Origin of the sequence: Streptomyces polyasparticus (assembly GCF_014493765.1) — a bacterium.
GTDB lineage: Bacteria > Actinomycetota > Actinomycetes > Streptomycetales > Streptomycetaceae > Streptomyces > Streptomyces polyasparticus.
Map to the genome: position 1 here is coordinate 359352 of NZ_JACTVJ010000010.1, position 25013 is coordinate 384364.

Sequence of the window (25013 nt, forward strand, 5' to 3'; positions counted from 1 at the left end):
ACTATCGTGCGGGCGCCTTGGATGGATGATCCTGGGCGCGCCCCGTAGCCCGACGCGTGCGTCACCTCGCCTACGCGGCCGTCCCCAAGGCCGGCCGCGCCACCCGTGAATGCAGCGCCGCCATCCCCGCGACCGCCGCGCCGAGCAGGGCGAGCGCGACCAGTGCGGGCACCACGGTCACCAGCGGGCCGCCGACCAGGCAGAGTCCACCGCCGAGCAGGAGGACCAGCGACCCCCGGCCCGACACCCGGGCGAGGATCGCGGCCGAGGCGAGCAGATAGACCCCCACCCCGCCCGGCAGCGCCCACGCGACGATGCCGTGCAACGGCTCGGACAGGCCATAGTGCTCGGCATCCGCGATCTGGTGCAGCGCGACCTTCATACCGAGGGCGGCGAGCACGATCCCCGCGATCAGCGGCAGATGCAGATACGTGTACACATCGCTGGCGAGCTTGGTGCGCTCATCGCCTTCCGCCCGGGAGATGCCGTGTTCGGCCGGCTCGCTGACCTTGCGGAAGTACATCCACCACATGCCCGCAGAGATCGTGATGCCGAGCGCGGCCGCCGCGATCATGGCAAGGGTCAGCGGGTAACCGGTCACGCCGACACCCATCGCCACGATCGACTCGCCGAGCGCGATGATCACGATCAGGCCGTGCCGTTCGGCGAAGTGCCCCGGCGAGGAGACCCGCCACCCCGAGCCCCGGGTCAGGAACACCATCGCGTAGTCGAGGAGCACCGCCCCGCCCCAGATGACCATCTGCGTGGCCCCGTCGAAGGCCGCACCCACCAGAAGCAGCACGAACGGCGGCGTCACCGAGGTGAGAACGATCCGCACCAGGGTGGCCCGCAGTGCGGGGTCGTCGGGCGCGGACAGCCAGTACGACACGAGATGCAGCAGCCGTACGGTCCCGTAACAGAGCACGAACACCAACGGGGCGTCCACGCCGCCCGACTTGTCGGCGTACACCTCGGGCAGCGCGAAGGAGACGACGAGCATCACGGCCATCACCGCCACGAGCACGGCGAACAGTCCGCCTGCATCGGCGCGCACCACATTGCCGAGCCAGGCGAAACAGGTCCAGCACCACCACAACAGCGCGAGCACCACCAGCGAACCGGCGATACGGGCCGCGGTCGTGTGGTCCGCCATCATCGCCGTCACCTGGGTGATGGCATAGACGAAGACAAGATCGAAGAACAGCTCGGCCGGGGTGACCTTGTGGTCGCCTCCGGTCGGTATCAGACGCGATGAACTCTTGCCCGCCGGCACTGGTTCCCCCCAGTTGGCACGTGGTGCGGCACCCCGCCGCACCGCCTTGCCGGAACCCTACGCCGCCGGTCCTCCGGCGGGCACGGCCGGGCCTTGTCCCACCCCGTCGTCCGGCTCGCCACGGATCACATCGAACTCGCCGGCCAGACCGGCCAGTCGCAGCACGCGATGCGGCTGGCCGTTCGCGCGGATGAGACGCACCGTGCCCTGACGGCGTGCCACCCGCTGCCGTATCCCGAGCAGCAGGCGCAGCCCGCCCGCGTCGAGAAAGGTCACATGGTGCAGGTCGATGACGACCTCGGGTCTGACGGAGCCGATCAACCGGGCCGCGCGGGGGGCCAGTTCCTCATCGGCCCAGATGTCGAGCTCTCCGCTGAGCAGCAGGAAGAGGGTTGCTCCGGCTGTGCGGTGCTCCAGGCCGAACGTGAAGTCCGCGGTCCCCATGGCCACTCCCGAGGCCCCCATCCTGTGACGCGGAGTGACGAATTCGCTCCGCGGGCTGCATCGGTACGGGCGTCGGCCGTCACAAGCGGAAGGCGTGGCGGTGCGGCGCCACTCGTGTCATCCCCGCTCAGGGCGGTCTGTACCCCCAACAGTACGATGAATAGCGAAGGTTGTGGCCAAACCCTGCCTGAAAACCGATGGTGACGGTGCGTTAGGTTCCGTGCTTCGGCGGGCAGCCCGGATAAGGTGCCGCAGTGCTGCACGATCGAGAAGCGGACACCGCCCCCCGGCCCGGGCCCCGGCAGGCCCCCGTCCTGGCGGCTGTCGCCCTGGGCGGCGGCCTCGGCGCCACCGCCCGCTATGCCGCCTCCCTCGCCTGGCCGACCGGCCCCGACGCCTTCCCGTGGACGACCTTGACGGTCAACGTCATCGGCTGCGCCCTGATCGGCGTCCTGATGGTCGCGGTCACCGAGACGGGCCGCGCCACACCCCCGCTCCTGCGCCCGTTCCTCGGCACGGGCGTCCTCGGCGGCTTCACCACCTTCTCCACGTACGTCGTCGACATCCAGCGCCTCATCGAGCGCGCCCACGCCGGCACGGCCCTCACCTACCTGGCCCTCACGCTCGCCGGAGCCCTCACGGGCGTCTGGCTGGCCTCCGCCGGCACCCGCAAGGCCCTGGGAGTCGCCGCGTGAACTGGCTCCTCGTTCTCGCCGGCGGCATGCTCGGCGCCCCCCTGCGCTACCTCACCGACCGCGCCGTCCAGTCCCGCCACACCACGGGCTTCCCCTGGGGCACGTTCACCGCCAACATGACCGGCTCGCTCCTGCTCGGCTTCCTGACCGGCGCGGCCCTCTCCTCCCACGCCATGCTGTTCCTCGCCACGGGCCTGTGCGGCGCACTCACCACGTACTCGACGTTCTCGTACGAGACGCTCACCCTGTCCCGCACCGGCGCGGGCGTGCACACGATCGCCAACGCACTCGGCAGCGTCCTGGCGGGCCTGGGCGCGGCATACGTGGGCCTTGCGCTGGCCCAGTCACTCCTCGGCTGAGGGCCGGCCTCCGAGGGCCCGGCCGGTCCCAACGCCTCGGTCTCACCCCGGGTGCGGCCCGGCTGCGCCTGCGGCGGGCCAACTTTTCCCCTACCCGCCCCTTCCCGAAACCGAGGGCTGCGCCCCCGGACCCCCGGTGGGTGGGCCTACGGGGGCTTCGCCCCTTGCCCCCTTTCACGCCTGAACGGCGCTCGTCCTCAAACGCCGGACGGGCTGGGGTTGGACGCCCCGTTCAGCGCAGGCAGCGGGAGTGGCGCAACCGTGCATCGGTCGGCCGGGGGGGGGCATCCGCCTGCAGCCACGCACCAGTTGGCAGAGGCGGCACGCCCGCAGCCGCGCAGTGCTGGTGCAGAAGCCCCACCCGGCTGTGGTCGCGGGAGGGGACGGGGTGGGGTGGCTGGTTTTCGGGCGGTTCGTAACGACAAGGCGAGTCCCTCGGTACCGGCCCACATTGCCCGAAAACCAGGTATCCCACCCCGGCACCGACCCGAGACGAACCGCAGGCGCAGCCGAGCAGACGGGGAGCCGGACACGAAGCCGCACCCGAGCAGAGGGGGCCTGGGGGCGAAGCCACCAGCGGGGGTCCGGGGGCAGAGCCCCCAGGGTCGAACCCGGACGTGGCCGCAATCACGGCCCCACCGCCCGGCTCCAGAGCGCCCACCCACCGGCAGCCGACTAGGATAAGCCGGTTGTTCGGACCACCCCCGGACAACCCCGGGCAAACCAGGGGCCGAGTCGGCACCATCCCCCTGCGCAGCCGAGGCCTCGACGATGGGACCCGATGGAAGCCACCGGTACGAACGCCGAGCTCACCCTGCTCGAAGCGGAGCTGAGCGAACAGTTCGAGGCCCCGGCCCACTTCACGGCCGGCCCCGCCGCACCACCACGCACCCTCGTCGACCTCCTCGACGCCACCGCACGGACCCACCCCGACGAGCTCGCGCTGGACGACGGCACCCGCCGCCTGACGTACCGCACCCTGGCCACGGAGGTGGAGCAGCTACGGCGCCGGCTGGACGAGGCGGGCGTAGGCCTGGGCGACCGCGTGGGCGTCCGCGTGCCGAGCGGCACGAACGACCTCTACATCGCGATCCTCGCCGTCCTCGCCGCGGGCGCCGCCTACGTGCCCGTGGACGCCGAAGACCCCGACGAACGCGCCGAGTTGGTGTTCGGCGAGGCCGGCGTACGCACCGTCATCACCGCAGGCCACACCTTCACCGTCGACAAGCCCGCCGACGTCCCCGCCGCCCGCCCCGGCCTCGACGACGACGCGTGGATCATCTTCACATCCGGTTCGACCGGCAAGCCCAAGGGCGTAGCCGTCACCCACCGCAGCGCCGCCGCGTTCGTCGACGCCGAGGCCGCCCTGTTCCTCACGGAGGACCCGATCGGCCCCGGGGACCGCGTGATGGCGGGCCTCTCCGTCGCGTTCGACGCCTCCTGCGAGGAGATGTGGCTCGCGTGGCGCTACGGCGCCTGCCTCGTCCCCGTGCCCCGCTCCCAGGTACGCAGCGGCGCCGACCTCGGCCCCTGGCTGGTCGAGCAGGAGATCAGCGTCGTCTCCACCGTGCCCACGCTCGCCGCCCTGTGGGAGCCCGAAACCCTCAACGACGTCCGCCTGCTGATCTTCGGCGGCGAGGCCTGCCCGCCCGAACTCGCTCAGCGCCTGGTCACCGAGGGCCGCGAGGTGTGGAACACCTACGGCCCCACCGAGGCGACCGTGGTCGCCTGCGCCGCCCTGATGACGGGCGAGGAGCCGATCCGTATCGGACTGCCGCTGGGCGGCTGGGAGCTCGTGGTCGTCGACGAGCAGGGCCGCCCCGTACCAATGGGCGAGAGCGGTCAGCTCGTCATCGGCGGTGTGGGCCTTGCCCGTTACCTCGACCCCGACAAGGACGCCGAGAAGTACGCGCCGCTCGAATCGATGGGCTGGCAGCGCGCCTACCGCAGCGGCGACCTCGTGAAGGCCGACCCCGAGGGGTTGATCTTCCTGGGCCGCGGCGACGAGCAGATCAAGCTCGGCGGCCGCCGTATCGAACTCGGCGAGGTGGACACCGCTCTGCAGGCGCTGCCCGGCGTCGCGGGCGCGGCCGCCGCCGTGCGCACCGCACGCAGCGGCAACCAGCTGCTCGTCGGCTACATCGTCACGCAGGAGGACTTCGACCACGCGAAGGCCGTCGAGAAGCTGCGGGCCGAACTGCCCGCGGCCCTCGTCCCGTTGCTCGCGCCGGTCGCCGATCTGCCCACCCGTACCTCCGGCAAGGTCGACCGCAACGCCCTGCCGTGGCCGCTGCCCGATGTGGAGTCCGCGGGCCCGGGCGAGCAGTTGTACGGCACCGAGGCCTGGCTCGCCGAGCAGTGGAGCGAGACCCTCGGCATCCCCGTGACCAGCGCGTCCGACGACTTCTTCGCCATCGGCGGCAGCAGCCTCGCCGCGGCGCAGCTCACCACCCGGCTGCGCGAGCGCTACCCGAGCGCCGCCGTCCTCGACATCTACGAGCGGCCCGTCCTGCGCAAGCTGGCCCGCCGCCTGGAGAAGTCCGTACAGGACGACGGCAAGGCACGCGAGATCAAGCCGGTGCCGGTCCGCGCGCAGATCGCCCAACTGCTCCTGATCCTGCCGCTGTTCACCCTGATGGGCCTGCGCTGGACGGTTGCACTCGCCGCCCTCGGCAATGCGCTGCACTGGTTCGGCGCCTACCCCTGGGCGCCCACCGCCTCCTGGTGGCTGATTGGCGCCGGCACCCTGGTCCTGTTCACACCGCCCGGCCGCCTGCTCCTCTCGGCCGGCGGAGCGCGCCTGCTGCTGCGGGGCGTCCAGCCCGGCACGTATCCCCGTGGCGGCAGCGTGCACCTGCGGCTGTGGACCGCCGAACGTCTCGCCGAGTACAGCGGCGCGACCTCCCTGACCGGCTCCTGGCTGGAGCGGTACGCACGGGCACTCGGCGCCAAGGTCGGCTCCGATGTGGACCTGCACTCGCTGCCGCCGGTCACCGGACTGCTCAAGCTCGGCCGCGGCTGCGCCGTGGAGACCGAAGTGGACCTGTCCGGACACTGGCTGGACGGCGACCGCCTGCACATCGGCACCGTCAAGGTCGGCGCCGGCGCGGTGGTCGGCACGCGCAGCATCCTGTTCCCGGGCGCGCGGATCGGCAAGCGCGCCGAGGTCGCCCCGGGTTCGGCCGTACGCGGGCAGGTGCCCACCGGTCAGCGCTGGGCCGGTTCGCCCGCCGAGAAGCTCGGCAAGGCGAAGCGGGACTGGCCGGGGCAGCGGCCGCCGCGTGCCGTGCACTGGCGCGCGATGTACGGCCTGACCGGCATCGCGCTGAGCCTGCTTCCCCTGGCCGCAGCCGTGCCCGCCCTCTGCGTGGCCCAGGCCTTCGTCCCCGCCGACGCCTCGCTCGCCGAAGCCGCCCGGGGAGCGGCCCTCGCGCTCGTCCCCGCGACACTCGCCTTCGGCCTCGCGTATGCCGTCCTGATCCTGACCGGCGTCCGTCTGCTCAGCCTCGGCCTGCGCACGGGCACCCGCCCCACGCACAGCCGCATCGGCTGGCAGGCCTGGACCGTCACGCAGCTGATGGACCTGTCCCGGCAGACCCTCTTCCCGCTCTACGCGGGGCTCGTGACGCCCGTGTGGATGCGGCTCCTCGGGATGCGCATCGGCCGTGGCGCCGAGGTCTCCACCGTCCTCGCGCTGCCCAGCCTGACCACGGTGGGCGAGGGCGCGTTCCTCGCCGACGACACGCTGACCGCACCGTACGAACTGGGCGGCGGCTGGGTGCGGATCGGCCGCGCGGAGATCGGCCGGCGGGCCTTCCTCGGCAACTCGGGCATGACCGCGCCCGGCCGCAGCGTCCCCGACGACGGCCTGGTGGGTGTCCTGTCCGCCACGCCGAAGAAGGCCAAGAAGGGCAGCTCGTATCTGGGTCTGCCGCCGGTGAAACTGCCGCGCGCCGCCGCCGACTCGGACGACAGCCGCACCTACGCGCCGCCGCTGAAGCTGCGGCTGGCCCGCGCGCTGGTCGAAGCCTGCCGGATCGTCCCCGTCCTCTGCTCGGCCGCGCTCCTCGTCCTCACCGCCGGACTGCTCGCCTTCCTCGCCTCGTACGGGCTGTGGCTGGCCGCCCTGCTGAGCGGCGCCGTGCTGCTCGTCGCGGGCGCGCTCGCGTGCCTGGTGTCGATCGTCGCCAAGTGGGCGCTCGTCGGACGCCACCGCACGGGGGAGCACCCGCTGTGGTGCGGCTTCGTCTGGCGCAACGAACTCGCCGACACCTTCGTCGAGATGCTCGCCGTGCCGTGGCTGGCCGGAGCGGTCCCCGGCACCCCTGTCCTGAACGTGTGGCTGCGCGGCCTCGGCGCGCACATCGGGCGGGGCGTGTGGTGCGAGAGCTACTGGCTGCCCGAGACCGATCTGGTCACGCTCGAAGCCGCGACCAGCGTGAACCGCGGCTGTGTACTGCAGACCCACCTCTTCCACGATCGGATCTTGAGGACGGATACTGTGGTCCTCCGCGAGGGCGCCACCCTGGGCCCGGGCGGAATCGTGCTGCCCGGCAGCGAGGTCGGTGCCCGGAGCACCCTGGGTCCCGCGTCGCTGGTGATGGCCGGCGAGTCGCTGCCGGCGGACACCCGATGGCTCGGCAACCCGATCGAGGCCTGGCGCCCCTGAGACGGATCTTCAAGGGCCTGCCCGGGCGGCACCGCGGACAAGCAACTGGGCAGGGAGCGGACCACACGTGAGCGGGCACCAGAAGGCGGCAGCGGACCCCTACTTCCCGGACAACGGCGACCTCCGCTACCGGGTGCACCGCTACGAGCTGGACCTCGACTACCGACCCGGACCCAACCGCCTGGCCGGCACGGCCCGCATCAGCGCCATCGCGGGCCGTGCGCCGCTGGCGGAGTTCCAGCTCAACCTGGGCGACTTCCGTATCGGCCGGATCCGCGTCGACGGCCGGGCCGCCCACTACACGCACCGCGGCGGCCGCCTGCGGGTCAGACCCGCGAAGGCACTGCCCGCGGGCAAGGCCTTCACCGTCGAGGTGCACTACTCGGGCAACCCCAAGCCCGTGAACAGCCCCTGGGGCGGCATCGGCTGGGAGGAGCTGACCGACGGCGCGCTCGTCGCCAGCCAGCCGGTCGGCGCGCCGTCCTGGTACCCGTGCAACGACCGGCCCGCCGACAAGGCCGCGTACCAGATCTCGCTCACCACGCCGTCCGCGTACCAGGTGGTCGTCGGCGGCAAGCTGCTCACCCGTACCACCAAGTCCTCCACCACGACCTGGGTGTACGAGCAGTCCGCGCCCACCCCGAGCTACCTGGTCGGCCTGTCCATCGGCAAGTACCAGACCGCGCTGCTCGGTGACCCGGGCCTCGGCGGCGTCCCGCAGACCGGGCACTTCCCGGCGCATCTGCTCACGGACTTCTCCCGCGACTTCGCCCGCCAGCCGCAGATGATGGCGCTCTTCGAGGAGCTCTTCGGGGCCTACCCCTTCGGCGAATACGCCGTGGTCGTGGCGGACGAGGAACTCGACGTACCGGTCGAGGCACAGGGGCTCTCGCTGTTCGGCACCAACCACGTGGACGGTGCCCGGGGTTCGGAGCGCCTGGTCGCGCACGAGCTCGCCCACCAGTGGTTCGGCAACAGCGTCACCATCGCCGACTGGCGGCACATCTGGCTCAACGAAGGCCTCGCGAAGTACGCGGAGTGGCTCTGGTCGGAGCGCTCCGGGGGCCGGACCGCACACGAACTGGCGGCGGTCGCCCACCGGTTGCTCGCCGGCCAGAGCCAGGACCTCAAGCTCGCCGACCCCGGCCGCAAGCTGATGTTCGACGACCGGCTTTACGAACGCGGCGGCCTCGCGGTGCACGCGGTGCGCTGCGCGCTCGGCGACGCGGCCTTCTTCACGATGCTGCGCGCCTGGGCCTCCGTCCACCGCGGCGGCATCGTCACCACGCAGACCTTCGTCTCCCACGCGGAACGCCACGCGGACCGCCCCCTGGACGAACTGTTCCACGCCTGGCTCTACGAGGGCCGCCTTCCCCCCATGCCGCAGGCCGGTCGTTGACCACAGGTCAGAGCGTGTAGGGGTAGAGGCTGATTTTCTCGCGCTCCAGGAACAGCTCCACCCAGGTACCGGCGATCTCCTCGGGCAGCGGATCGGTGAGGTCCAGGAGGATCGTGCTGTCGCCCAGTTCCAGCACGGCGGCCCCGTCCGGCGTGGGGTTCAGCCGTCCGCGCAGGATCACGCAGTGTCCGCCCGGTCGCCCCCCCGGGCCGCAACCGGCAGCGGGCTTCGCGTTCCGTCCCCAGTCGATCTCCGCATCGACCGTCCACTCGACGTGATACGGACCGGGTGCGGCGTCCTCGGCGCCGCACCAGCGCACCGCGGTTCGCCCGAAGGACGTCTGGATCTGGGCCAGCCACGGACTCCAGGGGAACTTCGCGATCTTCTCCACCTCGATCAGCACCGGTCGATCATGCAGGAGCCGCACCGGTAGCGGAAGCCGTGCGGTCCGGTGGACCGATCCCGGGAGGGGAACTGCCTGGCCCGTTCGCGCGTCCTAGCGTCGACACGGCGTCCGTGACCGGGTCCTTGCCGAAGGGCGGCAGCATGCGCGTTCGTCAACTGACCGGTCTCCTTGTGCTGTTGCTGGCGGGCATGCTGAGCCTCGCGGGCTGCGGGGACGAGAGCTCCGCAGGGGGCGGCCCCGCCGTGGACGGCGAGGGCAAGGGCCGTGCGCGGCAGGTCTCGGACGCCTGGCGTGGATCGGACGCCGCGCAGCAGTGGCGCGAAGGTTTCTTCCCGCTGGAAGAGCTGGTCTGGCTGCCGGCGGACGCCTGGCACAGCAGCGAGGACAAAATCGCCTACGGGGAGGGCAGGTTCACCGTCGCGGGTGAGCTGTCCGACAAGGCGACCCAGGGGAAGATCCGCTGGGAGGACAGCGGGGAGTCGCTCGGCGTGCAGGTGCTGTCGGCCGAGGCGACCTTAGAGCTCTTCCGGACCCAGGAACCGTCCGGCGAGGGACAGGGCCTGACGATCACGCAGGCGAAGCTCGACCTGCACCGGGTGGCGACCAGCCGCGGTCCGGCCTCCGTACCCGTCTGGTACTTCACCGTGCAGGGCTACGACCAGCCGCTGATCCGCGCGGCCGTGGCGGCGGACGCCATCACGCGGTCACCGATCGGCCCGGTCGAGGAGCAGACCGACGATCTGATGCCGCTCGATGGCCTCGGGTCGGTTTCCGGCGACGGACGTTCCCTGGTCGTCCTCGCCGGTCACGGCGCCTGCGACGACGGCCCGGTGGTGCAGGTGCTCGAGACCGACGAGAATGTGGTGCTCACGGCATCGGTGCGCGGCAGGAACGACGGACCGTGCACCGACCAGTTGCTGATCGAGAAGGTCACGGTGAAGCTGAAGCAGCCGCTGGGGAAGCGCGTGCTGCTCGATGCGTTCACCGGTGTGCCGGTGGAGCTGAAGGGCCGCCAGTCCTCCCCGTGAGCGGGGCCAGGTCTCGTTTCGGCCGGTGAGGGTACTCGCAGAGCCGGCGCGCGGGGACTCCGCGGACCCGGTGGAGGGAGTGCACAGCGTGACGACGCAGGAGAAGGGTACGGAGATACGCAACGGCCGGAACGAGACACCCGAGGAGCGAGCCGACCGCCAGTGGGCGGAACTCCTCCAGGAAGTACGGGTCGCCCAGACCGGCGTCCAGATCCTCTTCGGCTTCCTCCTGACCGTCGCCTTCACACCACGCTTCGCCGAGCTGGGGGACACGGACCGGGGGATCTACCTCGCCACCGTCCTGCTCGGTTCGCTCGCCACCGGGGCCCTGATCGGCCCCGTCTCCTTCCACCGGATCGTTTCCGGCCGCCGCATCAAGCCGCAGACCGTCACCTGGGCCTCCCGTCTCGTCTTCACCGGGCTGATCCTGCTGCTCGGCACCCTCGCCGCCGCCCTGCTCCTGATCCTGCGCGTGGTGCTGCACGACGGCGTCGTCCCGTGGCTCGTGACCGGCGTCGTCACCTGGTACCTCGTGTGCTGGTTCGTCCTGCCGCTGTGGGCCCGTCGCCGCCACACGTCCTCCCAGGACTGAGCCGCCGACCCATTGGGTGATCCTCCAGAACGTCGTCCCGTACTCCTGGAGGAAGCTCGCATCTGCGGCCCGGGGATCCGCTTGTGGCTTGCAGATGCCACTCGTACGGGCCTACTTTGGCGCACATGCAGTCGTACACCATCGGTCAGGCGGCCCGCCTCCTCGGCGTCAGCGCCGACACCGTCCGCCGCTGGGCGGACGCCGGACGCGTCGAGACCCATCGCGACGAGGCCGGGCGGAGGCTCATCGAGGGCCGGGCCCTGGCCGCCTTCTCGGTCGAGGTCGGCCAGGGCGCACACGGCGACGAGGAGACCTCGTACACCTCGGCCCGCAACGCCTTCCCCGGCATCGTCACCGCGGTGAAGCTCGGCGATGTCGCCGCGCAGGTGGAGATCCAGGCCGGGCCCCATCGCCTCGTCTCGCTGCTGACCCGTGAGGCCGTCGAGGAACTCGGTCTCGAGGTCGGCATGCAGGCCACCGCCCGCGTGAAGTCGACGAACGTTCATATCGACCGGACCTGAACCCACCGGGCCGGCCCCGCGGCCGCGCCCCGCTTTCGCATCAGCTGCAGCACCTGCCGCCGTACAAGGAGAGCCACACCCCATGACGATCGCCTTCACCCCGCGCCGCGCAGCCGCCGGACTCCTCACCGCGGCGCTGCTCGTCCCGCTCGCCGCGTGCGGCGACGAGGACGGCGGGACGAAGAACGCGGGCGGTGAAGGCACGAAGACCGAGCTGACCGTCCTCGCCGCGGCCTCGCTCACCGATGTGTTCAGGACCGCCGGAGCCGCGTACGAGAAGGCGCACCCCGGCACCACGGTCACGTTCTCCTTCGCCGGTTCGCAGGACCTGGCCGCCCAGGTGAAGCAGGGTGCCCCCGCCGACGCCCTGGTCACCGCCGACGAGAAGACGATGGACGGGCTGAAGGGCGACACCGGCACCCCGTCCGTCATCGCGAAGAACCGCTTGGTCATCGCCACCGGCAAGGGCAACCCGCAGCACATCAAGGACCTCAGGGACCTCGCGAAGAGCGATCTCAAGGTGGTGCTCGCCGCCCCCGAGGTCCCCGTCGGCCGCTACAGCAAGGCGATCCTCGACAAGCAGCACGTCGACGTGCAGCCGGTGTCGCAGGAGCCCAACGTTCGCGCGGTCCTCAGCAAGGTCGAACTCGGCGAGGCCGACGCCGGCATCGTCTACAAGACCGATATCGCCGCCGCCGACGGCAAGGCCGAGGGCATCGACATCCCCGACGCGCAGAACGCCATCGCCGCCTACCCGGCCGCCACCCTCAAGACCTCCGAACACGCGGACGCGGCCGCCGCGTTCGTGCGGTGGCTCGGCGGCGCCGAGGCCCAGAAGATCCTCGCGGACGCCGGGTTCCAGAAGCCATGAGCCGCCGTACCGCCATGCCCGGACGCCGCGCCCCCCTGGCGCTCGCCGTGCCCGCCCTGCTCGCGATCGCGTTCCTGCTGATCCCGCTGATCGGGATCCTGGTGCGCACCTCGTGGGGCGACCTCGGCACGCACCTGAGCAGCCCCGGGGTCACCGAGGCGCTGCGGCTCTCGCTCGTCGTCTCCCTGTGGTCCCTCGCGCTCTCGCTCGTCATGGGTGTTCCGCTGGCCTGGCTGCTCGCCCGGGTCGACTTCCGCGGCAAGGCCTTTGTCCGCTCCCTGGTGCTGCTGCCGATGGTGCTGCCGCCGACCGTGGGCGGTGTGGCGCTGCTGCTCGGGTTCGGCCGGCGCGGCCTGCTCGGACCGTGGCTGGAGGACTGGTTCGGGGTCACGCTGCCGTTCCACACGTCGGGCGCCGTCGTCGCGGCCACCTTCGTCTCCATGCCGTTCCTCGTCATCAGCCTGGAGGGTGCCCTGGCGGGCCTGCGTCCCTCGTACGAGGAGACGGCGGCCTCGCTCGGCGCCTCACCGCTGAAGGTGTTCTGGACGGTCACCCTGCCGATGGTCGCGCCCGGCCTGGTCGCGGGCGCCGCCCTCACCTGGGCGCGGGCGCTCGGCGAGTTCGGCGCCACCATCACCTTCGCCGGGAACCTGCCCGGCACCACCCAGACCCTGCCCCTGCAGGTGTATCTGCTGCTCCAGGACAACCCCGAGGCGGCCACCTCCGTATCGCTGCTGCTGCTCGCCGTCGCGATGGCCGTGCTCGTCTCGCTGCGGGGGCGGTTCACCGGGCAGCCGTCGAGTCGCACCAGGAAGCCCGTGTCCCCGGACGCGGCAGCCGAGCCGACACCCCTGGACCTGCCGCCCGATCCGGTGGCCAAGTGGCCGCTGCACGCGGACGTCACCGGCTACACCCGGCTGAGCCTCGACGCCGGGCCCGGCACCACCATCGCCGTCGTCGGCCCCAACGGCGCCGGCAAGACCACCCTGCTTCGGGCCCTGCTCGGCCTCACCCCGCGCGCCCGCGCCGACCTGCGTCTGGGCGACCTCGACGTCACCGGGCTGCCCCCGCACCGGCGGGGCGTGGCCTGGGTGCCGCAGGACGGTGCGCTCTTCCCGCACCTCAGCGCCCTCGCCAACACGGCGTACGGGCTCAGGGCCCAGGGCATGCGGCGCGGTGAGGCGCGGCGCATCGCACAGGAGTGGCTCGACCGCCTCGGCGTCGGCCACCTCGCCCACCGCAAGCCAGGACAGCTCTCCGGCGGGCAGGCCCAACGGGTCGCGCTCGCCCGGGCGTTGGCGCCGAGCCCGCGGCTGCTGCTGCTCGACGAACCCCTGGCCGCACTCGACCAGACCACCCGCGCACACGTCCGCCACACGCTGCGCACCCACCTGTCCGGCTTCGGCGGCGTCTGCCTGATCGTCACGCACGATCCGGTCGAGGCGGTCTCGTTGGCCGACCGTGTCCTCGTACTGGAAGAGGGCCGCACGCTGCAGGACGCGCCGCCCGCCGAGGTCTCCCGGCATCCGCGCTCGCCGTGGGTGGCGCGGATGCTCGGCCGCAACGCGCTCGCCGGGACCGTCGCCGAGGACGGCAGCCTCGCGCTGGCCGGCGGCGGCCGCCTTGTCCTGGCCGACCCGGCCGAGGCCGGCACCGAGGCGCTTGCGATCATCGCCCCCGAGGCCGTCTCCCTGCACCGGGAGCGGCCCGAGGGCAGCCCCCGCAACGTCTGGCACGGCACCGTCCGCGAGATCACCGTCGTCGGCAGCCGGATGCGCGTCCTCGTCGGGGCGGACCGGGGGACCGGCTCCCTCGCCAAGGACGACGCGAGCCCGGCACCGGACCTGGTCGCCGAGATCACCCCCCAGGCCGCGGCCGAACTGCGGCTCGCGGACGGGGTGTCCGTCTACACGAGCGTGAAGGCCACCGAGGTCACCCTCGTCACGACGTGAGAAAGCGCGGGCCGGTGACACACCGGCCCGCGCTCTTTCAGCGGAATCAGCTGGTCGGCGCCGCCTTGCGCAGCGCCTCGATGCACGCCGCGAGCGCACCCTGCAGCTCCTCGAGACGCTGCACCATGTCGTCCTCGTAGAACTCACCGGCGTCGGCGTCGTCGAAGGTGAGCTCCTCGAACACCTTCGTCGCCTTGCTGAGGCTGGAGTAGAACTTCGTACGCCGCTCGGCCACCCGCAGCTCCGGGTCCGCCTCGACGGTCTCCTGGATCAGCGTCTTCACCGTGCCGTACGCCTCGGCCGCCCACTCGCCGGCCTCGTCGCCCTCGTCCAGCTCGTCGAGCAGCGACAGGTGGCGCTCGGCCTCCTGGCGCAGCTGCGCCGGAGCATCGATGACCTGGCCCGCGGGCGTCTTGACCTGGCCGGTCTCGGCGACCTGGCGCACGAACTCGATCCGGTCCGACACCTTGGACTCACCGGCGACGGCCTTCTTCAGCTCCTCGCGCGAGGCCACATCGCGGGCCAGGGCGCCGCGCAGCTCCTCGTCCTCCTCGATCCGGTCGAGCAGCGCAGAGCGGGCGGCCTGCGCGGTGCTCGGGTCGGCGAGGATGGCGGCCCGCAGCGCGGTCGGGTTCTCGGCGACCTCCAGGGCCTTCGTGGGGCGGATGCCCTCGGCCTCCGCGGCCGCGGTGATCGCGGTACCGCGCACCGAGGTCGCGGAGGAACGGGAGCTGTAGTAGCTCAACCACACATCGGCTTCCGGGAGTTCCACGTCCACACCCGGCGCCAGCGCCTCGAACTGCGGCACGAGACCGTCGTCCGCGGCGATGTCCCACGCCTTGTAGAACCGCATCACCCGCTCCGGCGAGCACCCCGCGAGCTCGGCGAAACGCTTCGCCGAGACCTTCTCGCTCTCCTCGGCGCTCTGACCGCCCGGGCGCACGCTGCGCGCCACCTTCAGCGCGAAGGTCCAGCCGCCGGTCCGCGCATAGGCGCCGAACTCCCGGGCGTCCTGCGCGATCGTCTCGGGTACGGCAGCGGCCTCGACGGTCTGTGCGGGCACTTCGGGGGCAGGAATGGCAAGGGTCACCGGTGCTTCTCCTGAGGATCGCGAGGGTCGGACACCCGCCGTCGAGGCGGGCAAACCCGCAGCATATCGGGCGGACGGGGCACACAGCGCAGCCCGCGCCGCGTGCCCCGTCCCCGCTCAGCCGGCCACCGGCTCAGCAGGTGGGCTTCACCGCGTGCGCCGGATCCAGTGCGTTGAGCGCGAGCCGCAGCGCGAGCGGGTCCTCGTCCAGGTTGCTGTGCGAGGCGAAGTTCCACGGGCAGATGTCCTGCATCAGGATGTTGGAGACACCCGGACCCTTCAGGTACTGCCCGTTGTACGGGGTGACGCCGGTGTCGTAGCGCGAGGCGATCACCGTGTACGAGACACCCGGCAGCGTGTCACCGCCCGCGTTCAGCTTCTGCAGGAACGGCGACCCGGCGATCTGGTCCCCGCACGCCGGGCAGGTCACCTCGGAGACCACCCCGCCGATCAGATTGAGCAGCGCGCCGAGCCACGGCTGGTCCCTGAGCAGGCCTTCGACGATCGGGGACTGCGAACCGTGGTTGGACGGGCCGAGGCCGACCAGCGTGTGCACCTTGGCCTGGCCGCCCTCGAACCTCATGTACTGGCGCGGCATCATGCCGCCCTGCGAGTGGCCCACGATGTCCACCTGCTGGGCGCCGGTGGCGGCGAGCACCCCGTTCACGAAGACCGCGAGCTGCTTGGCGGACTGCGCGACCGGGGCGGTACCGCCGCCGATCAGCGTGAGCAGGCCGCCGCCCTTGCCGTAGTCGAGCGAGAAGACGCAGTAGCCGGCCGCCTTGTACTGGGGCGCGGTCTTGGCCCACACATGACCGTTCGCGAGCGTGCCGTGCGCGAGGATCAGCGGCCGCGGATGGGCCGCGGAGGGGCGACAGGCCCAGTCGTTGGCGCCGGAGAGGCCGACGGTCGCGAGCTTCTTGGCGTCGGCGATCGCGTCCAGCCGCTGACCGGCGGGCTCCCTGAGCGGTGCCGCGGCGGCGCCGGGCTCCCTGTCGGGACCGGACACGGCGGCGGGTGCGGCAGTCGGCAGGGACAGGGTGAGAGCGGTGAGCAGGACGGTGGCGATCCGGGGGAGTCGCATCAGAGCTCCAGGTGCAGCGCGGGGACGGACGTGACCATGACCAGCCGGCATCGGCGTGATCACCGCACATCTATGTCCGCGTCGCCCGCGGCAGCCGCACTCCGGCCCCCAGGGCTGCTCCGACTGGCGGTAGATTCGGCCCCCGGATCACGCGCGCCACGCACGGATCCGGCGATCGCGAAGCGGGGGGGGAAACGTGGACTGGGGCACGCTCGTCGCCGCCGTCAGCGGCGGCTCGCTGGCCATGGCCGGCACCGTACTGGCCGATCATCTGCGCCACCGGCACGAGCAGGACCGGGGGTTGGGGGAGCGGCGCCGGGCGATCTACCTGGACTTCATCGCGGCGGCCGAGGTCTGCCACACCCGGCTGCGCGCCCTGCGCGACGCCGGCGCGGACACCGACCTGGCGGCGGAGTCACGCGCGGCGCTGGCCGCTTCGGGGATATACGAGGCACGCGAACGGCTCTTCATCGACGCGAGCACCGGGGCGGCGAGCGCGGGGCAGGCCATGTTCGAGCAACTGCGCCGGTTCCAGCGGACGGTGGGGGAGGGACACGCACCGGAATCGGCGGCGTACCACGACGCGTATCACTCGTACATCGGCGCCGTCTGGGACTACCGGGTCGCGGTCCGCGGCGAGTTGGACGGCAAGCCGCTCGCCCCGGCCGAGTTCGGGTGGCGGCGCTGGGACGGGCGCGACCGCTGCGAGCTGTGCGCTGCCACCGGGCAGGCGTAGCCACCGCGCGGGTGCTGCCCGGCACAACCACAGCTCTTTGCGCTTTATTGCGTAGATGTGCAAGTATTGCGGAGTGCCCGGCGCTCACCGCCGGGCGGCAGCGACGTACCCGCACGGCAGAAACAGCCCGTCGTGCCAGGCCCGGGAAAGGGGGCGGTCATGGACTCCAGCGGTCCGAGTCGGCATCGACTCCCCAGCGTCCTCAACACCCCGCTCCCGGCCGAGCAGCTCCCCTGAGCAACAGCACCTGCGCGTGCGCCCGGCCGTGAGCCGAACGTACCCACGGAGGTGCCGTCATGGCAGCCATCTTCCACACCAGCGTCCGCGTCAACTCCCTGTTCACCACCGGCGCCTGGCGGCGTGCTCTGGCCCGCGTCATCGCCCGGCTCGCCGATGCGCCGCTCGAGCAGAGCGTCGTACGGTCCGCGCCCGCGGCCACCCGCCGCGGCTTCGGCAAGCCCCACGCCCACTGGCACACGGTCACCGGCGCCGACGGCCGCCCCCACCTGGTGGCCGAGTGGCACCGGCAGGACTGACGGGATCCGCCCTCAAGGGTGCATGCGCGCACCCTTGAGGGCCTTGTCCACCGCACCCCGCGGCCCGTACACCGCGATCCCCACCAGATCGAGCTGATCACGCGGGACGGCGCGGACGGCCGCGCGATTGTCGCCGTCGTTGCCGGTGGCGAACAGATCCGAGGTGAAGACCGCGACCTTGAGACCCCGCGCGAGCGCCTTGGCGGGCGCGGCGGTCACCACCTCCTTGCTGCCCTCGAAGACCATGACCGGCTGGCGGAACATCGGCAGATACGCGGTGTCGTCGGCGTCCTCGTACGGCTCTCCGATCACCTCGGCGGCCTCGGTGCCGAGCCCGCTCACCAGGAACGCGGTCACGTTCAGGCGCTGCCAGGTCTCCAGGTCGTCCCGCAGCACTACGGCGATCTTCGTGTCGAAACGCACGGGGGCGTCGGTGTTGTTGTCCATGCGGTGAGACTGCCGAACAGCCGCTGGACGGGTCTTGTACGTTCCTTGCATGGCGTCCGAACCGCAGCGCTCGGCGGCGCCGCGGCCAGGCGCGGCGTCCGGTCAGCACATCACCGCATGGCGCCCCCAGGTCGCAGGCGTGGTCGAGGTCTTTCACGCGCGCTTCACCGAGCACGCGTATCCGATGCATGTGCACGACGCGTGGACCGTCCTGATCGTCGACGAGGGCGCGGTCCGCTACGACCTCGACCGGCATGAGCACGGCACCCCCGGCGACACCGTCTCGCTGCTGCCCCCCGACGTGCCGCACAACGGCTCCGCCGCCACCCCGCAGGGCTTTCGCAAGAGGGTCCTCTACCTCGACGAGTCCCATCTGGACCGCTCGCTGATCGGCGCCGCGGTCGACAGTCCTGACCTGCGCGACCCCGTACTGCGCCGCCGTATCGGCCAGTTGCACACCGCGCTCGCGCACCCTGGCGACGAACTGGAGGCCGCGAGCCGGCTCGCCCTGATCGGTGAGCGCCTGCGCGAGCAGCTGCGCCCGCGGCTGGGGCCCGCCGCCGCTCCGGCCGATCGCACGCTGGCCCACCGGCTGCGCGAGCTCCTCGATGCCCGGCAGGTGGAGGGCATCGCGCTGGAAGAGGCGGCGCGGCAGTTCGGGGTCCACTCCACGCATCTCATACGGGCGTTCAGCGGCGCGTTCGGTATCGCCCCGCATCAGTACCTGATGTCCCGCCGGATCGAGCACGCCCGCCGGCTGCTGCTCGCCGGGCACCCGCCGGGCGAGACGGCCGCGGCGGCCGGCTTCTACGACCAGCCCCACCTCACGCGCCACTTCAAGCGGGTGGTGGGCACGACACCGGGGCGCTACGCGCGGTCGCGCTGAAGTGGCTGTACTCCCGTCAGGACGAGGCCAGTTCGAGCATCCGGGCCGCGAGGTGCTCGATCCGCTCGTGCCAGGCGTCACGGGCGCGCCGGGGATCCCCGGACCCCTCCACGGTGAGCACGAGTCGGGCCCCGTGGCCCGTGCCCTCGCCCAGCTTCCAGCGCACGAGCTCACCCAGCGGCGCCCGATACGCGAGCACCTCGGGCTCGCGCACCTCGGTCACATAGCCTTCCTCGTACGAGGGTGCCGTGAAACCCGGCGGAACGGTGGCCCCCTCCGACACCGAGGCGCCACCGGCCAGTTCGGACCACACGGCATCCGCGGGGCGGAGCAGCTGGCGCTCGAAGCGCACGGTCGTGCCCTCGATCTCGCCGCGGCCCAGGTCGAACTGCTCCAGATAGGCCTCGTGCAGCTCGCCCCGGTCCGCCTCGACGTCGATCCGTTCCCCGTCGAGGAGCTGACCGAGCGCCGTGAGGCACAGATGCCAGCCGGAGGCGAAGCTCGCGCCGCCGAAGCGGTCGCCGAAGGTGTGGGTGAGGGTGAGCAGCGAGCCGTCGCCGTCGGGGGTGATCTCCCAGCGCAGATGGTCCTCGCCCCAGGCGAAGGCGAACACATGCGGCGCGTCGGCGTCCGTCACGCGGCCCGTCATGCCGGGGCCTTCCTCGCCGGGGAAGTGGAAGCCCATCGTGCCGCCGGGCCGCAGCTCCACGGAGACCTCGGAGGGGAACCACTGGGCGAGCTGCTTGGGTTCCGTGATCGCGGCCCACACCGCGGCCGGCGGATGGGCGAGCCTGCGCCGCATCACCAGGGCGGTGCGGCCGTCGGCGGTGGTGAGGGTGTCGGCTTCGGGGTTCATGAGGAATCGTCCTTCAGCTGGTCGAGATGGTGTTCGAGGCGGTCGAAGCTCGCCGACCACAGGTGCCGGTAGTGCGCGAGCCAGGCGTCGAGTTCGGCGAGCGGCTCGGGGCGCAGCTCGTACCAGCGGCGCTGCGCGTCCTGCCGTACGCGCACCAGGCCGGCCTCGCGCAGCACCCGTAGATGCTTGGAGGTGCCGGGCTGGCTGAGGCCGAGCTCCGCGGTCAGTTCGCCGACCAGCCGGGGCCGCTCCAGAAGCAGATCCAGAATGCGGCGGCGCTGGGGCTCGGCGAGCACATCGAACGGTATGGGCATATATCGAACGTACCTCTTGGGTTATATAACCGCAACGGTATGTACGAGGGCCCATGGCCCCCGCCATCCGGGCGGGCGTCGCGAGGCCCATCCGGCGTAATCCAGCGCGAGCGCGGCCCGGGGCGCGCGGGAGCGTGAGGGGACCACGGTTGAACGGACGGAGCCCGCCATGATCGACGACGCCCCCGCAGCACCCCCGGTACGCGAGTGGCCCGCGCAGAACCTCACCGGCATGGACTTCGATCCGGTGCTGGGGGAGCTCATGGACGCCGGGCCCGTGCACCGCATCCGGCTGCCCCACGGCGAGGGCTGGGCGTGGCTCGTGACGCGGTACGAGGACGTGCGGATGGTCACCAACGACGCGCGGTTCGTCCGCGGGCCCGTGACCGAGCGTCAGATCACGCGGCTGGCCCCGCACTTCAAGCCCAAGCCGGGATCGCTCGCGTTCGCGGACGGAGCCGACCACCACCGGCTGCGCCGGGTCGTGGCGCCCGCGTTCACGGCGGCGGGTGTCGAGCGCGTACGGCTGAAGGCGCAGCCGATGCTCGACGGACTGATGGACGCCCTGCTCGACGAAGGCCCGCCCGCCGACCTCGTGGCACGGGTGCTCGGGCCCTTTCCCGTCGCGGTGGTGTGCGAGGCCATGGGGGTGCCGCCGGCTGACCGGGCCCAACTCACCGAGTGGACCGACCGGATCGTGTTCCCGTCCGCGGATCCCCGTACCACCGGGCAGGTAAAGGAGCAGCTGTACGCCTGGCTCGCCGAGGCCATCCGTGCGCGCCAGGACACCGGAGGCGAGGACATCCTGTCCCTGCTCGGCGCCGCCGTGGCCCGCGGGGAGCTCACCGCCGAGGAGGCGGCGGGGGTGGCCGGGCCGCTGCAGATCGGCGGGGAGGCCGTCACGAACAACACCGGCCAGATGCTCTATCTCCTGATGACCCGCCCGGCCTTGCTGGCCCGTCTCGCCGACGACGCGTCGCTGCGCCCGGCGGCCCTCGACGAACTCCTGCGCTACATCCCGCACCGCAGCGCGGTCGGTCTGGCCCGGATCGCCACCGAGGACCTGGACCTGCGCGGCCACCGCATCAAGGCCGGCGACCCGGTCTATGTCTCCTACCTGGCCGCGAACCGGGACCCGGATGTCTTCCCCGACCCCGAAGAGATCGACTTCGACCGCAGCCCCAACCCGCACATCTCCTTCGGCTTCGGCACCCACTACTGCACCGGCGGCCTCCTGGCCCGCCTCCAGATCGACCTCCTGATGAACACGGTCCTCGACCGCCTGCCCGGGCTGCACCTGGCGGTCCCGCCGCAGGAGGTCACCTGGCGTCGCAACGCCTTGATCCGCGGACCGGAGACTTTGCCGGTCGCCTGGCAGCATTAGGGTCCGTACGCCATGGAGACCGTCCGCCGTCCCGCGCCGCCGACCGGGCTGCGCCGGGCCCTGTTCCGTGCCCCGATCCGTCTGTACCGCATGGGACTCGGCGCCCTGGTGCCCGGCCGGCTGCTCCTCCTGAACCACATCGGCCGTGTCTCCGGGCAAGCGCGGCAGGTGGTCGTCGAGGTCGTCGAGCACGAGCGGTCCACCGGTGCGTACATCGTGTGCTCGGGCTTCGGCCCGCGTGCGCAGTGGTACCGCAATCTGCGCGCCCACCCCGACGTCACCATTCAGGTCGGCGCCCGCCGACTGGCGGTCCATGCCGAGCCGCTGGACGCGGAGGAGGGCGGCGCGTTCATGGCGGGCTATGCGGCCCGCCATCCGAGGGCCGCACGGAAGCTGGCGAAGTTCATGGGCTTCCGTGTGGACGGCTCCCTCGCCGACTACCGGGCGCCGGGGAGGGAGTTGCCGTTCGTACGGCTGCGGCCGCGGTCCTGACGGTTGGACGCGGCGCGGCGGGTCACGCCGCCCGGTGACGGGCGAGGCTCGGGCGGTGATGGGCCAGGGGCAGATGCGGGTCGTCGGCGCCCTCGACCGGCGCCGGGTCGGCGTGCACCAGTGCGGCCACCAGCTTCGGTACCGCGTGCAGAAGCGCGTGTTCGGCCCTGACCGCGACGTCATGCGCCTCGCGTACGGACAGGTCGCCGTCCACGACGACCGCCACCTCCGCGCGCAGCCTGTGCCCGATCCAGCGCAGCCGCAGCTCGCTCACCGCGCGTACTCCGTCGGCCGCGAGCAGGGCCTGTTCCGCCGTATCGACCACGGCCGGGTCGACGGCGTCCATGACGCGCCGGAACACCTCGCGAGCCGCGTCCCGCAGCACCATCAGGATCGCTGCGGTGATCGCCAACCCCACGACGGGGTCGGCGAGTTGCCAGCCGAGCGCCGCGCCTCCCGCGCTCAACAGGACGGCGAGCGAGGTGAATCCGTCGGTGCGGGCGTGCAGGCCGTCGGCGACGAGGGCGGCCGAGCCGATGTCGCGGCCGACGCGGATGCGGTAGCGGGCCACCCACTCGTTGCCGAGGAAACCGATGACCGCGGCGGCGGCGACCACTCCGACGTGATCCATCGCCCGCGGATGGAGGAACCGGTCGATGGCCGCCCACGCGGCGAACGCGGCGGACCCGGCGATGGTGAGCAGGATGACGATGCCCGCCAGATCCTCGGCGCGCCCGAAGCCGTAGGTGAAGCGCCGGTTGGCGGCGCGGCGCCCGAGGACGAACGCGATCCCGAGCGGCACCGCCGTCAGTGCGTCCGCCGCGTTGTGCACCGTGTCGCCGAGCAGCGCGACCGAACCGGAGATCACCACGATCACCGCCTGGACCACCGCCGTGATCCCGAGCACGGCCAGCGATGTCCACAGCGCCCGCATCCCCCGCGCGGAGGACTCGAGCGCCGAGTCCACCTTGTCCGCGGTCGCGTGCGAGTGCGGCTTCAGCAGGTGGCGGAGCGCGTGGCGCGAGCGGGCGAGACGGCCCCCCGGGGCGGGCGCGTGGCCGGCTGCGTGACCGTGACCGTGCGGGCCCGTGTCGACGTGATCATGGCCGTGATCGTGCCCGTGTGAGTGCCCGTGCCCATGGTTGTCGGATGCGTGCGGGTGGCCGTGTGCGTGTGCGCTCACGTCGGTCCCTTCCGGTTCCTGTGCGCGGCTGCGGCGAGGTCGAAGTGGACACGGGGGTGCCCGCGGACCATTATGTGCGTATGAGCGCACGCATGCACCTGTCATCTGCGCATGATGCGCATCCGCGCACCCCGGGCGAGGAGCAGTTCGCCCTCGCCGCCGAACTCCTGGCACTCCTCGGCGACCGCACCCGCCTGGCGCTGCTGCACCACCTGGCGCAGGACGGCGAGGCCGACGTCACCACGCTGACGGAGAGGTGCGGCGCCGCCCGGCCCGCCGTGAGCCAGCACCTGGCGCGGCTGCGGCTTGCCGGTCTTGTCGCCACCCGCAAGGAGGGCCGCCGCGTTGTCTACACCCTGCGCGACGGTCATCTGCGCCGCGTCGTCGACGAGGCACTGAGCCTGGCCGACCACCGCCTCACCGACCGGCCGAGCCACGACTGAGACCTACGGGACGCCTCACGCCTCCCGCTGCATCGTGCGCGTCAGGCCGCAGCAGCGTCCTCACGTGTCCGCGCATCGGTGTGCCGACCGCCGAGGGCCTCGTCGCTCTCCACGAGGAGCAGCAGCGCCTCGTCCCGTGGCGCGTCACCCCTGTGCCGGTGCAGCCGCTCGGTCAACTCGTCGACGAACGTGCTCGGTTCACGGCCGTCGAGGGCGAGCACGTGGTCGGCGAGGGGGAAGGGTCTGCCCTGCGGGTCGAGCGCGCCGGTCACTCCGTCGGTGAGCACGAGCAGCCGGCGGCCGGGTGTCAGCGACACCTTCGTCACGTAGACGGGCACCCCGCCCGCGGCCAGCGAGAACAGTCCGACCGGCGGCACGGCCGACAGGAACTCGACCGCGTTCACCGATCCTCCGGACAGCAGGTACGGCGGCTCGTGTCCGCAGGAGACGATGTCCACCTCCTTGCCGTCGTGCGAGACGTTCATCAGCAGGACCTTGGCGAACGTCTCGGAGTGCCCGGCGAACTCCGCGTCGAGGCGGGCCGCCAGCTCCGCGAGGCCTGCTGCCTCGACCGCGTGCCGCCGCCAGCCGTGGCGGAGGTCGTCGGCGGCGGCCCGGGTCTCGTCCGACTTGCCCGCGAGGTCGGCCACCAGCAGGCGTACGCCGTAAGGGCTTTGCCGGACATCGTGGAAGTCCGTCGGCGTCCGGTCGGCGGACGCATCCGGCAGGCGGCGGTATTCGCCCCGCAGGCCGATCGCCTGCCAGGACCCGGGCTCGGCCGGTTTGCGCTCCCGCTTCCCGGGCTCGGATGTGTCCGCGGAGTCTGCGGCGGGGCGCGCGAGTTGCCAGGAACCGATGCGCCGGACGACGTAGGTGAGAACGACGATGTCCACCAGGGTGAACAGCACCACGAGGGGCCGGCTGTGCCACTCGGCGATGCCGAGAAGCAGGGCGGTGCAGAGGGCGAGCGTGCCAGGGAGCAGAGGGTAGAGCCCGCGCCGGGGGAGCAGCAGGCCGAAGGCGGGGATGACGGCCAGGCCGACCATGATGCCGCGGTGTGTCCCGCTGTATCTCACATCGAGTGCCCCGAGCGTGCAGACCGTGATCGCCACGGCCGCCGCGGTGAGATGGCCTCTGACATCGCCTCCGCCTGTCGGGGGGTGCGGTGCCACTTGCACACACCTCCCTCGCGTATACGCAGTGCGCGCATCGTATCGAGAACACCATCTGCGGTAAGGGGAGTTGGGACTTCTTGAGGGCGGGTTGATGCAGGCGTCCACCAGCTGGTGGACGCCTGCTGCGTTTCTCCGGGCCCGGGGTCCGTGCCAGGCCGTGCGTCGGCACGGCTACGAT

General features: G+C 72.1%; 25 protein-coding genes. 15 read left to right on the forward strand and 10 right to left on the reverse strand.

Annotated elements, in window-relative coordinates:
- Positions 1-70 precede the first annotated feature (70 nt).
- Positions 71-1273, reverse strand: coding sequence for a low temperature requirement protein A (locus H9Y04_RS21075; protein WP_187815492.1), 1203 nt, complete (start codon positions 1271-1273; stop codon positions 71-73).
- Positions 1274-1330: 57 nt separating this feature from the next.
- Positions 1331-1717 (reverse strand): STAS domain-containing protein, encoded by a 387-nt coding sequence (locus tag H9Y04_RS21080; RefSeq protein WP_187815493.1) that lies wholly within the window; start codon positions 1715-1717, stop codon positions 1331-1333.
- Positions 1718-1974: 257 nt separating this feature from the next.
- Between H9Y04_RS21080 and crcB the strand changes: the two genes are divergently transcribed.
- The 4 genes from crcB (at position 1975) to H9Y04_RS21100 (ending at position 8839) form a co-directional block, all read left to right on the forward strand.
- Positions 1975-2412: a fluoride efflux transporter CrcB gene (crcB, locus tag H9Y04_RS21085; protein ID WP_214661448.1), complete on the forward strand. Its 438-nt coding sequence runs from the start codon at positions 1975-1977 to the stop codon at positions 2410-2412.
- On the forward strand, positions 2409-2771 hold the full coding sequence (locus tag H9Y04_RS21090; RefSeq protein ID WP_187815495.1) for a fluoride efflux transporter FluC: 363 nt from the start codon (positions 2409-2411) through the stop codon (positions 2769-2771). Before crcB ends, H9Y04_RS21090 begins: the two co-directional genes overlap by 4 nt.
- 781 nt (positions 2772-3552) lie before the next feature.
- Positions 3553-7440, forward strand: coding sequence for a Pls/PosA family non-ribosomal peptide synthetase (locus H9Y04_RS21095; protein ID WP_187815496.1), 3888 nt, complete (start codon positions 3553-3555; stop codon positions 7438-7440).
- A gap of 67 nt (positions 7441-7507) precedes the next feature.
- Positions 7508-8839: a M1 family metallopeptidase gene (locus tag H9Y04_RS21100; RefSeq protein ID WP_187815497.1), complete on the forward strand. Its 1332-nt coding sequence runs from the start codon at positions 7508-7510 to the stop codon at positions 8837-8839.
- 7 nt (positions 8840-8846) lie between these two features.
- Here H9Y04_RS21100 and H9Y04_RS21105 read toward each other — a convergent pair whose 3' ends face one another.
- On the reverse strand, positions 8847-9242 hold the full coding sequence (locus H9Y04_RS21105; RefSeq protein WP_187815498.1) for a hypothetical protein: 396 nt from the start codon (positions 9240-9242) through the stop codon (positions 8847-8849).
- Between the two features lie 143 nt (positions 9243-9385).
- On the opposite strand from H9Y04_RS21105, the gene H9Y04_RS21110 reads away from it, so the two are divergent.
- The 5 genes from H9Y04_RS21110 (at position 9386) to H9Y04_RS21130 (ending at position 14209) form a co-directional block, all read left to right on the forward strand.
- Complete coding sequence (locus H9Y04_RS21110) at positions 9386-10273, forward strand: hypothetical protein (RefSeq protein WP_187815499.1); 888 nt, start codon at positions 9386-9388, stop codon at positions 10271-10273.
- 88 nt (positions 10274-10361) lie between these two features.
- Complete coding sequence (locus tag H9Y04_RS21115; protein WP_187815500.1) at positions 10362-10865, forward strand: DUF6328 family protein; 504 nt, start codon at positions 10362-10364, stop codon at positions 10863-10865.
- 125 nt (positions 10866-10990) lie between these two features.
- Positions 10991-11386 (forward strand): TOBE domain-containing protein, encoded by a 396-nt coding sequence (locus H9Y04_RS21120; protein ID WP_187815501.1) that lies wholly within the window; start codon positions 10991-10993, stop codon positions 11384-11386.
- An 82-nt stretch (positions 11387-11468) separates the two neighbouring features.
- On the forward strand, positions 11469-12257 hold the full coding sequence (gene modA, locus H9Y04_RS21125) for a molybdate ABC transporter substrate-binding protein (RefSeq protein WP_187815502.1): 789 nt from the start codon (positions 11469-11471) through the stop codon (positions 12255-12257).
- On the forward strand, positions 12254-14209 hold the full coding sequence (locus H9Y04_RS21130) for an ABC transporter permease (protein WP_187815503.1): 1956 nt from the start codon (positions 12254-12256) through the stop codon (positions 14207-14209). The genes modA and H9Y04_RS21130 overlap by 4 nt, the downstream gene beginning before the upstream one ends.
- Before the next feature lie 46 nt (positions 14210-14255).
- On the opposite strand, the gene H9Y04_RS21135 is transcribed toward H9Y04_RS21130, so the two are convergent.
- Complete coding sequence (locus H9Y04_RS21135; RefSeq protein WP_187815504.1) at positions 14256-15299, reverse strand: hypothetical protein; 1044 nt, start codon at positions 15297-15299, stop codon at positions 14256-14258.
- A 133-nt stretch (positions 15300-15432) separates the two neighbouring features.
- A complete protein-coding gene (locus H9Y04_RS21140) occupies positions 15433-16383 on the reverse strand; it encodes an esterase/lipase family protein (protein ID WP_187815505.1) in 951 nt (316 codons plus the stop codon).
- 196 nt (positions 16384-16579) lie between these two features.
- Between H9Y04_RS21140 and H9Y04_RS21145 the strand changes: the two genes are divergently transcribed.
- Positions 16580-17119, forward strand: a complete 540-nt coding sequence (locus tag H9Y04_RS21145) for a CchlQ (RefSeq protein WP_187815506.1) — start codon at positions 16580-16582, stop codon at positions 17117-17119.
- Positions 17120-17415: 296 nt separating this feature from the next.
- A complete protein-coding gene (locus H9Y04_RS21150) occupies positions 17416-17655 on the forward strand; it encodes a hypothetical protein (RefSeq protein ID WP_187815507.1) in 240 nt (79 codons plus the stop codon).
- A gap of 12 nt (positions 17656-17667) precedes the next feature.
- Here the strand turns inward: H9Y04_RS21150 and H9Y04_RS21155 are convergent, their stop codons facing one another.
- Positions 17668-18102 (reverse strand): DUF2000 domain-containing protein, encoded by a 435-nt coding sequence (locus tag H9Y04_RS21155; protein WP_236071139.1) that lies wholly within the window; start codon positions 18100-18102, stop codon positions 17668-17670.
- 49 nt (positions 18103-18151) lie between these two features.
- On the opposite strand from H9Y04_RS21155, the gene H9Y04_RS21160 reads away from it, so the two are divergent.
- Positions 18152-18988: a helix-turn-helix transcriptional regulator gene (locus H9Y04_RS21160; RefSeq protein WP_187815509.1), complete on the forward strand. Its 837-nt coding sequence runs from the start codon at positions 18152-18154 to the stop codon at positions 18986-18988.
- Between the two features lie 16 nt (positions 18989-19004).
- On the opposite strand, the gene H9Y04_RS21165 is transcribed toward H9Y04_RS21160, so the two are convergent.
- The gene (locus H9Y04_RS21165; RefSeq protein WP_187815510.1) at positions 19005-19844 is read right to left on the reverse strand and encodes an SRPBCC family protein; all 840 of its coding nucleotides are present in this window, start codon (positions 19842-19844) and stop codon (positions 19005-19007) included.
- On the reverse strand, positions 19841-20158 hold the full coding sequence (locus H9Y04_RS21170) for an ArsR/SmtB family transcription factor (protein WP_187815511.1): 318 nt from the start codon (positions 20156-20158) through the stop codon (positions 19841-19843). Before H9Y04_RS21170 ends, H9Y04_RS21165 begins: the two co-directional genes overlap by 4 nt.
- 169 nt (positions 20159-20327) lie before the next feature.
- Between H9Y04_RS21170 and H9Y04_RS21175 the strand changes: the two genes are divergently transcribed.
- Positions 20328-21542, forward strand: coding sequence for a cytochrome P450 (locus tag H9Y04_RS21175; RefSeq protein WP_187815512.1), 1215 nt, complete (start codon positions 20328-20330; stop codon positions 21540-21542).
- A 12-nt stretch (positions 21543-21554) separates the two neighbouring features.
- Entirely contained in the window at positions 21555-22034 is a 480-nt protein-coding gene (locus H9Y04_RS21180; protein ID WP_187815513.1) for a nitroreductase family deazaflavin-dependent oxidoreductase, read from the forward strand.
- A gap of 22 nt (positions 22035-22056) precedes the next feature.
- Here the strand turns inward: H9Y04_RS21180 and H9Y04_RS21185 are convergent, their stop codons facing one another.
- The gene (locus H9Y04_RS21185) at positions 22057-23217 is read right to left on the reverse strand and encodes a cation diffusion facilitator family transporter (protein WP_187815514.1); all 1161 of its coding nucleotides are present in this window, start codon (positions 23215-23217) and stop codon (positions 22057-22059) included.
- 80 nt (positions 23218-23297) lie between these two features.
- Here H9Y04_RS21185 and H9Y04_RS21190 point away from each other — a divergent pair, with 80 nt between their 5' ends.
- Positions 23298-23660, forward strand: coding sequence for an ArsR/SmtB family transcription factor (locus H9Y04_RS21190; RefSeq protein ID WP_187815515.1), 363 nt, complete (start codon positions 23298-23300; stop codon positions 23658-23660).
- 41 nt (positions 23661-23701) lie between these two features.
- Here H9Y04_RS21190 and H9Y04_RS21195 read toward each other — a convergent pair whose 3' ends face one another.
- A complete protein-coding gene (locus H9Y04_RS21195) occupies positions 23702-24832 on the reverse strand; it encodes a PP2C family protein-serine/threonine phosphatase (RefSeq protein ID WP_187815516.1) in 1131 nt (376 codons plus the stop codon).
- Positions 24833-25013: the final 181 nt, after the last annotated feature.

Bases quoted from the DNA above. Each gene is read 5' to 3' on its own strand.
- H9Y04_RS21170 (WP_187815511.1), bottom strand. From the start codon at position 20,158: ATGCCCATACCGTTCGATGTGCTCGCCGAGCCCCAGCGCCGCCGCATT.
- H9Y04_RS21080 (WP_187815493.1), bottom strand. From the start codon at position 1,717: ATGGGGACCGCGGACTTCACGTTCGGCCTGGAGCACCGCACAGCCGGA.
- H9Y04_RS21095 (WP_187815496.1), top strand. From the start codon at position 3,553: ATGGAAGCCACCGGTACGAACGCCGAGCTCACCCTGCTCGAAGCGGAG.
- H9Y04_RS21175 (WP_187815512.1), top strand. From the start codon at position 20,328: ATGATCGACGACGCCCCCGCAGCACCCCCGGTACGCGAGTGGCCCGCG.
- H9Y04_RS21190 (WP_187815515.1), top strand. From the start codon at position 23,298: ATGAGCGCACGCATGCACCTGTCATCTGCGCATGATGCGCATCCGCGC.
- modA (WP_187815502.1), top strand. From the start codon at position 11,469: ATGACGATCGCCTTCACCCCGCGCCGCGCAGCCGCCGGACTCCTCACC.
- H9Y04_RS21165 (WP_187815510.1), bottom strand. From the start codon at position 19,844: ATGAACCCCGAAGCCGACACCCTCACCACCGCCGACGGCCGCACCGCC.
- H9Y04_RS21150 (WP_187815507.1), top strand. From the start codon at position 17,416: ATGGCAGCCATCTTCCACACCAGCGTCCGCGTCAACTCCCTGTTCACC.
- H9Y04_RS21155 (WP_236071139.1), bottom strand. From the start codon at position 18,102: ATGGACAACAACACCGACGCCCCCGTGCGTTTCGACACGAAGATCGCC.
- H9Y04_RS21130 (WP_187815503.1), top strand. From the start codon at position 12,254: ATGAGCCGCCGTACCGCCATGCCCGGACGCCGCGCCCCCCTGGCGCTC.
- H9Y04_RS21160 (WP_187815509.1), top strand. From the start codon at position 18,152: ATGGCGTCCGAACCGCAGCGCTCGGCGGCGCCGCGGCCAGGCGCGGCG.
- H9Y04_RS21110 (WP_187815499.1), top strand. From the start codon at position 9,386: ATGCGCGTTCGTCAACTGACCGGTCTCCTTGTGCTGTTGCTGGCGGGC.
- H9Y04_RS21120 (WP_187815501.1), top strand. From the start codon at position 10,991: ATGCAGTCGTACACCATCGGTCAGGCGGCCCGCCTCCTCGGCGTCAGC.
- H9Y04_RS21180 (WP_187815513.1), top strand. From the start codon at position 21,555: ATGGAGACCGTCCGCCGTCCCGCGCCGCCGACCGGGCTGCGCCGGGCC.
- H9Y04_RS21140 (WP_187815505.1), bottom strand. From the start codon at position 16,383: ATGCGACTCCCCCGGATCGCCACCGTCCTGCTCACCGCTCTCACCCTG.